Annotated in this window: 7 protein-coding genes; 2 read left to right on the top strand and 5 right to left on the bottom strand. The window is 64.7% G+C overall.

Going from position 1 to position 6438, the window contains the following annotated elements; genetic code table 11:
- From IBX53_RS13820 to IBX53_RS13810, 3 genes are all read right to left on the bottom strand, one after another.
- A partial coding sequence (locus IBX53_RS13820) for a hypothetical protein (RefSeq protein ID WP_290910256.1) occupies positions 1-1639 on the bottom strand: 1639 nt, incomplete at its 3' end.
- Positions 1640-1697: 58 nt separating this feature from the next.
- The gene (locus tag IBX53_RS13815) at positions 1698-3269 is read right to left on the bottom strand and encodes an ATP-binding protein (protein ID WP_290910255.1); all 1572 of its coding nucleotides are present in this window, start codon (positions 3267-3269) and stop codon (positions 1698-1700) included.
- A 145-nt stretch (positions 3270-3414) separates the two neighbouring features.
- Entirely contained in the window at positions 3415-4986 is a 1572-nt protein-coding gene (locus tag IBX53_RS13810) for an ATP-binding protein (RefSeq protein WP_290910252.1), read from the bottom strand.
- Positions 4987-5206: 220 nt separating this feature from the next.
- Between IBX53_RS13810 and IBX53_RS13805 the strand changes: the two genes are divergently transcribed.
- Together IBX53_RS13805 and IBX53_RS13800 are read left to right on the top strand one after the other, a co-directional pair.
- Positions 5207-5608 (top strand): nucleotidyltransferase domain-containing protein, encoded by a 402-nt coding sequence (locus tag IBX53_RS13805; protein WP_290910249.1) that lies wholly within the window; start codon positions 5207-5209, stop codon positions 5606-5608.
- A 19-nt stretch (positions 5609-5627) separates the two neighbouring features.
- A complete protein-coding gene (locus tag IBX53_RS13800; protein WP_290910245.1) occupies positions 5628-6032 on the top strand; it encodes a DUF86 domain-containing protein in 405 nt (134 codons plus the stop codon).
- 31 nt (positions 6033-6063) lie between these two features.
- Here IBX53_RS13800 and IBX53_RS13795 read toward each other — a convergent pair whose 3' ends face one another.
- Complete coding sequence (locus IBX53_RS13795; RefSeq protein ID WP_290910242.1) at positions 6064-6255, bottom strand: hypothetical protein; 192 nt, start codon at positions 6253-6255, stop codon at positions 6064-6066.
- A gap of 109 nt (positions 6256-6364) precedes the next feature.
- Positions 6365-6438: flagellin (locus IBX53_RS13790; RefSeq protein ID WP_290910258.1), on the bottom strand; the 74-nt coding region annotated here is incomplete at its 5' end.

Raw genomic sequence — 6438 nt, 5'->3', positions numbered from 1 at the left:
GCAGCCGGGCGATCATCTCCCACCAGTCATCGGGGCCGGCCAGGTGGGTCGACCACTCGAGGGTCGTGGCCGGCAGGCGTCCGGCGGTCGGCAGCAGCAAGGACCAGTTGGGTAGCTTCAGATAGGCAGGCACCACGCCAAGCTCGCGAAGCCGCTCGAGGGTGACCATGCCCGGCGGCAGGCTGCGCACCAACGCCAGTTCCGCCTCGGCATCACGCTTGATGCTGAGTCGCTGGCCATCTCGATAACCCTGCACCCAGTCACCAGGCTCTGGCGTCACCTCGATGCCGGCATAGTCGAAGCCCACCACCGCGGCACCGACCTCAACCCAGCGCGGCAGCGGAGCGCCATCACGAAAGCCCAGCTGCCCCGCGGCAGTCTGCATGGTGACCTTCAGGCGCGGCGCTACGTCATCCAGTTGGCGCTCCTCGATCTGATGCGGCGCGGCCAGCGTCTCGGCCAGCGCCGGTGTCTCGCGCAGGCGCTCACTCAACCAGCCGCTCATCTCAGGAGGCAGCGGCGGCGCCTGCTCCACCCTCTTGAGCCACTCCGGGTCTCCCGCCAGGTGCCCGAAAAAGCCCTGCTCAACGTCCAGGTAACACAGCTCACGCCCTGCGCGCAGCACGATCCCGGCTGGAGAGAGCAGGTCATCGGGCTGGACGTCCATCTCAAGGTACTGGACACCCTCCTCATCGGCCTGCCAGTAAGGTGCCAACTGCCCGGCGGGGCCCAGTTCAAGAAGTGGGCCTGTCTGCTTTTCGTGGAACAGCAGCGGGGGCGCCTCATCTTCCAGCAGGCGCCACAGCGCCCGGGCCTGGAAGGGCTGAGATACCACGGTGGCACCGCGCATCTGACCGGACATCCAGGTGGACTCCTGCTGGCCGTAGAGAAGCAACGTCAGGGCTTCCTCCAGGTCGGTCGACCAGCCGCCTTCGGGAGCCGGCTGCAGGCCATGGGAGCCAGACTCGATGATACGCGGCGCCACCCAGCCAGAATGGCGCCGGCTCTGGCGCGACGGACGCACCCACACCGGCACCACCCGCAGCACCGGCTCACGATAGGCACCGGGGGCGCTCAGAAACAGTGCGAGGCGATACTCGTCACCAACGCGCTCGCTATCAGAGCCTGGATGGGCCGGGGCGGCCAGCCAAGCCTCCCAGTCGCGCCTCAAGCGCTCGCGCTTGGCGGACGCCAGTTCGGCCGCCGCCGAGGACCGATTGGCGAGCGGCGGCGCAGGTGGCGGCTCGGGAGAAGGCTCGGGAGAAGGCTCGGGACTTTCCTCCTCCCAGGCGCCACCCTCCACGGCCATCTGCTCCATGAAGGTCTCGATCAGCGCCACGGCATGCTTGCAGCGCACGCCGACCGGGCAGTTGCAGAGGGTAAAGAGCCCCTTGTCGAGCCCCTTGGGGTCAAGATAGACCTGTGTCATGTAGGCTTGCTTGCGGCCACCGGCCACGCGCCCGTGTATCCCCAGCATGTCTTTGCCGACCTGCAGGCTGACCCCGCCATAGACACGACCCTTCTGGGCATAGCCCAGCCCACGTGACAGCGTGGCGGCATCGAAGGCGGTCGGCCAATCCACCTCCATCAGGGCCAAGAACAGGTCAAGGGCAGGATCTTCGGGGAAGTGCTCCGACACGATGGCTCCTCAGGGTGGCGACCTCTCGGGGCAGCGATACTACCACGAGAGCTCCCGCTCACCCGAGCTTCGCCTGCTCCACCTCGAACGCCACGACCTGGCGCTGCTCCCGGGAGAACTCCACGCCCACCAGGTGGATCGGCATGCCCCGGTCGCGGTACTTGTCGGCGTAGCCTTTGGCCTTGAGCTGCTCCAGGGCCCGCCCCTCGGGGAGCTGCTCCACCACCTTGAACTCGAACAGGTAGAGGTGCCCGAAGGCCTCCACGGTCATATCCACCCGGCCGTGGTGGCTGGCGTCCTCTACCGTCACCCGTACCCCCAGGGCGGCGAAGTGGCTGTAGAAGACGCTGGCATAGTGGCCTTCGTAACGCGCGATGGGGTTATTGCGGTACCAGTCGTGGGGCAGGCCAGCGTAGAGCGCCTTGAGATGCGCCTCGAGCCCTGCCAGGTCGTGGTCGCGCAGGCGTGTGAAGAGCGTCTTGCGCTCGAGAGGCGCCCCTTCGACCCCCAACACCGGCAGCAATGCCTGGCTGAGGCTGGTCTCCACCTCCTGATTGGGAAACCCCAGGGTGTAGAGCCGATAGCCCAGCAAGGGCTCCTCCACGGCTTTTACCGTGAGATAGCCGGCCTGGAACAGCAGCGCCTCCGTCGCGATATCGTCCACGTCGAAGCGCCCAAGCAGTGCTGCCTCCACCTCCCAGCGCTCCAGTTGGGGCGTGAACACGCCGCGCTGCCGAAGCAGCTCCACCAGAAAGGTGGGCGTGGCGCTCTCGAACCAGTAGGGGCCGAACACTCGCTTCTGAAACAGCAGCAGCACATCGAAGGGGTTGTAGACCGATGTGACGTCCTGGCCACCCCAGCGGTAGCCGTTGTACCAGTGGCGAATCGCCTCGCGGTCCAACCCTGGCAGCTCAGGGGCGAACACCTGGTCGATATCCGCATCGGTATAGCCGCAGAGCGTGGCGTAGGGGGCATCGAGGGTGATGTCGTTGAGATTGTTCAAGCCCGAGAAGAGGCTCACCTTGCTGAACTTGGAGACGCCGGTCAGCAGCACGAAAGCCAGGTGCGGGTCGGCATCCTTGAGCACGCTGTAGAGGTTCTTCAGCCCCTCGCGCAGCGCCCGGGCGCGCTCCGGCTCCAGCAGGTTATCGAGGATCGGCTTGTCGTATTCGTCGATCAGCACCACCACGCGCTCGCCATGCTGGGCGTGGGCGTCACGAATCAGCGCGGAAAACTCCCCGGCGATGTCGGTCTCTCGCTTCAGCGATACCCCCAGACGGTCACGCTCACGGAACAGCTGGTCGCGGATGCGGACATCCAGCGCCTCGCGACTCTGCAGCACGCCATCGCCAAAGCTCAGCCGGATCACCGGGTGGCGGCGCTGCCACTCCCACTTGTCGTGGATATAGAGCCCGCGGAATAGCGCCTCGCGGCCTTCGAACAGACACGCCAAGGTATCCAGCAGTAAGCTCTTGCCGAAGCGACGCGGACGAGAGAGGAAGTAGTACTTGCCCTCATCCATCAACCGATGGATCAGCGGCGTCTTATCGACGTAGTAGTAGCCCCCCTCAATGATATCGGCAAACGTCTGAATACCGATGGGCAGCTTCTTGCGAGCGGGGGTGACCATGGCGCCTCCTGGTGCGACGGTGCAGCAGAACGCCAGTGTAGCACCGCAGGCGCCATGGAGGTCTGTAGCGCGTGACATCGGCGCCTTAGGGGGACAACGTCTTGGGGTGACAGCCTCACCAGCGGCACACCCCGCTACTTCCCGCTCACCCGAACGGGGCTTGCTCGACCTCGAAGGCCACGATCTGGCGCTGCTCCTTCGAGAACTCCACGCCCACCAGGTGGATCGGCATGCCTCGGTCGCGGTACTTGTCGGCGTAGCCTTTGGCCTTGAGCTGTTCCAGGGCCCGCCCCTCGGGGAGCTGCTCCACCACCTTGAACTCGAACAGGTAGAGGTGCCCGAAGGCCTCCACGGTCATATCCACCCGGCCGTGGTGGCTGGCGTCCTCTACCGTCACCCGTACCCCCAGGGCGGCGAAGTGGCTGTAGAAGACGCTGGCATAGTGGCCTTCGTAACGCGCGATGGGGTTATTGCGGTACCAGTCGTGGGGCAGGCCAGCGTAGAGCGCCTTGAGATGCGCCTCGAGCCCTGCCAGGTCGTGGTCGCGCAGGCGTGTGAAGAGCGTCTTGCGCTCGAGAGGCGCCCCTTCGACCCCCAACACCGGCAGCAATGCCTGGCTGAGGCTGGTCTCCACCTCCTGATTGGGAAACCCCAGGGTGTAGAGCCGATAGCCCAGCAAGGGCTCCTCCACGGCTTTTACCGTGAGATAGCCGGCCTGGAACAGCAGCGCCTCCGTCGCGATATCGTCCACGTCGAAGCGCCCAAGCAGTGCTGCCTCCACCTCCCAGCGCTCCAGTTGGGGCGTGAACACGCCGCGCTGCCGAAGCAGCTCCACCAGAAAGGTGGGCGTGGCGCTCTCGAACCAGTAGGGGCCGAACACTCGCTTCTGAAACAGCAGCAGCACATCGAAGGGGTTGTAGACCGATGTGACGTCCTGGCCACCCCAGCGGTAGCCGTTGTACCAGTGGCGAATCGCCTCGCGGTCCAACCCTGGCAGCTCAGGGGCGAACACCTGGTCGATATCCGCATCGGTATAGCCGCAGAGCGTGGCGTAGGGGGCATCGAGGGTGATGTCGTTGAGATTGTTCAAGCCCGAGAAGAGGCTCACCTTGCTGAACTTGGAGACGCCGGTCAGCAGCACGAAAGCCAGGTGCGGGTCGGCATCCTTGAGCACGCTGTAGAGGTTCTTCAGCCCCTCGCGCAGCGCCCGGGCGCGCTCCGGCTCCAGCAGGTTATCGAGGATCGGCTTGTCGTATTCGTCGATCAGCACCACCACGCGCTCGCCATGCTGGGCGTGGGCGTCACGAATCAGCGCGGAAAACTCCCCGGCGATGTCGGTCTCTCGCTTCAGCGATACCCCCAGACGGTCACGCTCACGGAACAGCTGGTCGCGGATGCGGACATCCAGCGCCTCGCGACTCTGCAGCACGCCATCGCCAAAGCTCAGCCGGATCACCGGGTGGCGGCGCTGCCACTCCCACTTGTCGTGGATATAGAGCCCGCGGAATAGCGCCTCGCGGCCTTCGAACAGACACGCCAAGGTATCCAGCAGTAAGCTCTTGCCGAAGCGACGCGGACGAGAGAGGAAGTAGTACTTGCCCTCATCCATCAACCGATGGATCAGCGGCGTCTTATCGACGTAGTAGTAGCCCCCCTCAATGATATCGGCAAACGTCTGAATACCGATGGGCAGCTTCTTGCGAGCGGGGGTGACCATGGCGCCTCCTGGTGCGACGGTGCAGCAGAACGCCAGTGTAGCACCGCAGGCTCCATTGAGGTCTGCAGAGCCTTCTGAGCTTTTTGCCGTCCCGAAATTGTGAGGCAGGCCTCAGGCGCCTCTTCAGCGTCCGCTGGCACGTGCCTGTCGCCGATGATAGATTCACTTCGCCGAATGCCAGACTGCCGGCAGCATGTCGACCGGCGAGGAGCAGAACCCCATGCAGGATTCCACCGCCATCCAGCACGCTCTGGCCGACCTGGCGTCACTGAGCGACGAAATCGCCGTGCTGTGGCTCTATGGCTCGCGGGCCAAGGGCACCGCGACGCCAGGCAGCGACTTTGATCTGGCCGTTGCCTTCCGGCAATTCGAGAAGGACCCGCTGGAGCGGCGCTTGCGCCCCGAGCTCCTGGCGCAAGCCTGGCAGGATGCCCTTGGCCTGGCGGAGGATCAGCTCTCCATCGTGGACATCAACCTGGCGCCGCTGCCCTTGGCGCATGTCATCATCCGCACCGGGTGCGTGCTTCAGGCCAACGATCGCCTGCGGCTGGCTCGAGAGGAACAGCGAATCAGCTCGATGTGGGAGATCGACCACCTGTACCACCAGCGCCATTTCGCCTGATCGACCGAGCCGACTTCCTATGGAACGCGAATATATTGATGCCATGCGGGAGCATCTGGCCACCCTCGCCGAGGAGCTGGAGCAGCTCTCGCAAGCCGCCACGCAGCCGAGTGGGCTGAGCCCGCTGCTCTACCGGGCCGCCGAGCGCAACCTGCAGCTGCTGACTGAGGCCTGTATCGGCATCGCCAAGCAGCGCCTGAAGGCACTGGGGCAGGCCGTGCCCAGCGAGGCAAGGCAGGCCTTCGCCAAGCTGCACCGCCTCGGCCACGACGATAGCGGCACCCCCTGGAACAAGGTCATCGGCCTGCGCAACGCCCTGGTGCATGGCTACCTGAACCTGGACGCCGGCATCGTCGAGGGCGTGATACGCCAGCGCGACTACCAGCGGCTGTTGGATTTTGCCTACGCACAGCTCAGGGGATGATGAGCGGAAAAGCTGGCTGGCCTCGCCCTAATCAGCCCAGCATCGCCATCACTTGCTCGCGCTGCTGTGTCACGGCGTCATCCAGAAGTTCCATCAGCTTGTCATAGTCTTCCGGCATCTGTTCATCCATGCCGGCGGCTTCGAAGCGTTCCATGGTGGCGCGGGTGTCGTCAATCACCGCCTGAAGCTCGTCGATCACTTGCTGGTGTTCGTCAACGGTCATGTCATCTCCCCATGAAGCAAAAAGCCGGCCCCACGAATGGAGCCGGCTCTGTCGATCCCTTCAGTGAAGGATCAAGGGAAGGAGTATTGTCCTCCCCCTGTCACTTCCCTTAGCCCAGCAGAGACAGCACGTTCTGCGGGATCTGGTTGGCCTGGGCCAGGACAGAAGTGCCGGCCTGCTGCA

The sequence above is a fragment of the Halomonas sp. genome (assembly GCF_014859505.1).
GTDB lineage: Bacteria > Pseudomonadota > Gammaproteobacteria > Pseudomonadales > Halomonadaceae > Halomonas.
This window is presented reverse-complemented; position numbering and strand designations above follow the sequence as displayed.

Excerpts from the sequence above, each read along its gene's own strand:
- IBX53_RS13815 (WP_290910255.1), bottom strand. The coding sequence starts at position 3,269 with ATGGTCACCCCCGCTCGCAAGAAGCTGCCCATCGGTATTCAGACGTTT.
- IBX53_RS13795 (WP_290910242.1), bottom strand. The coding sequence starts at position 6,255 with ATGACCGTTGACGAACACCAGCAAGTGATCGACGAGCTTCAGGCGGTG.
- IBX53_RS13800 (WP_290910245.1), top strand. The coding sequence starts at position 5,628 with ATGGAACGCGAATATATTGATGCCATGCGGGAGCATCTGGCCACCCTC.
- IBX53_RS13805 (WP_290910249.1), top strand. The coding sequence starts at position 5,207 with ATGCAGGATTCCACCGCCATCCAGCACGCTCTGGCCGACCTGGCGTCA.
- IBX53_RS13810 (WP_290910252.1), bottom strand. The coding sequence starts at position 4,986 with ATGGTCACCCCCGCTCGCAAGAAGCTGCCCATCGGTATTCAGACGTTT.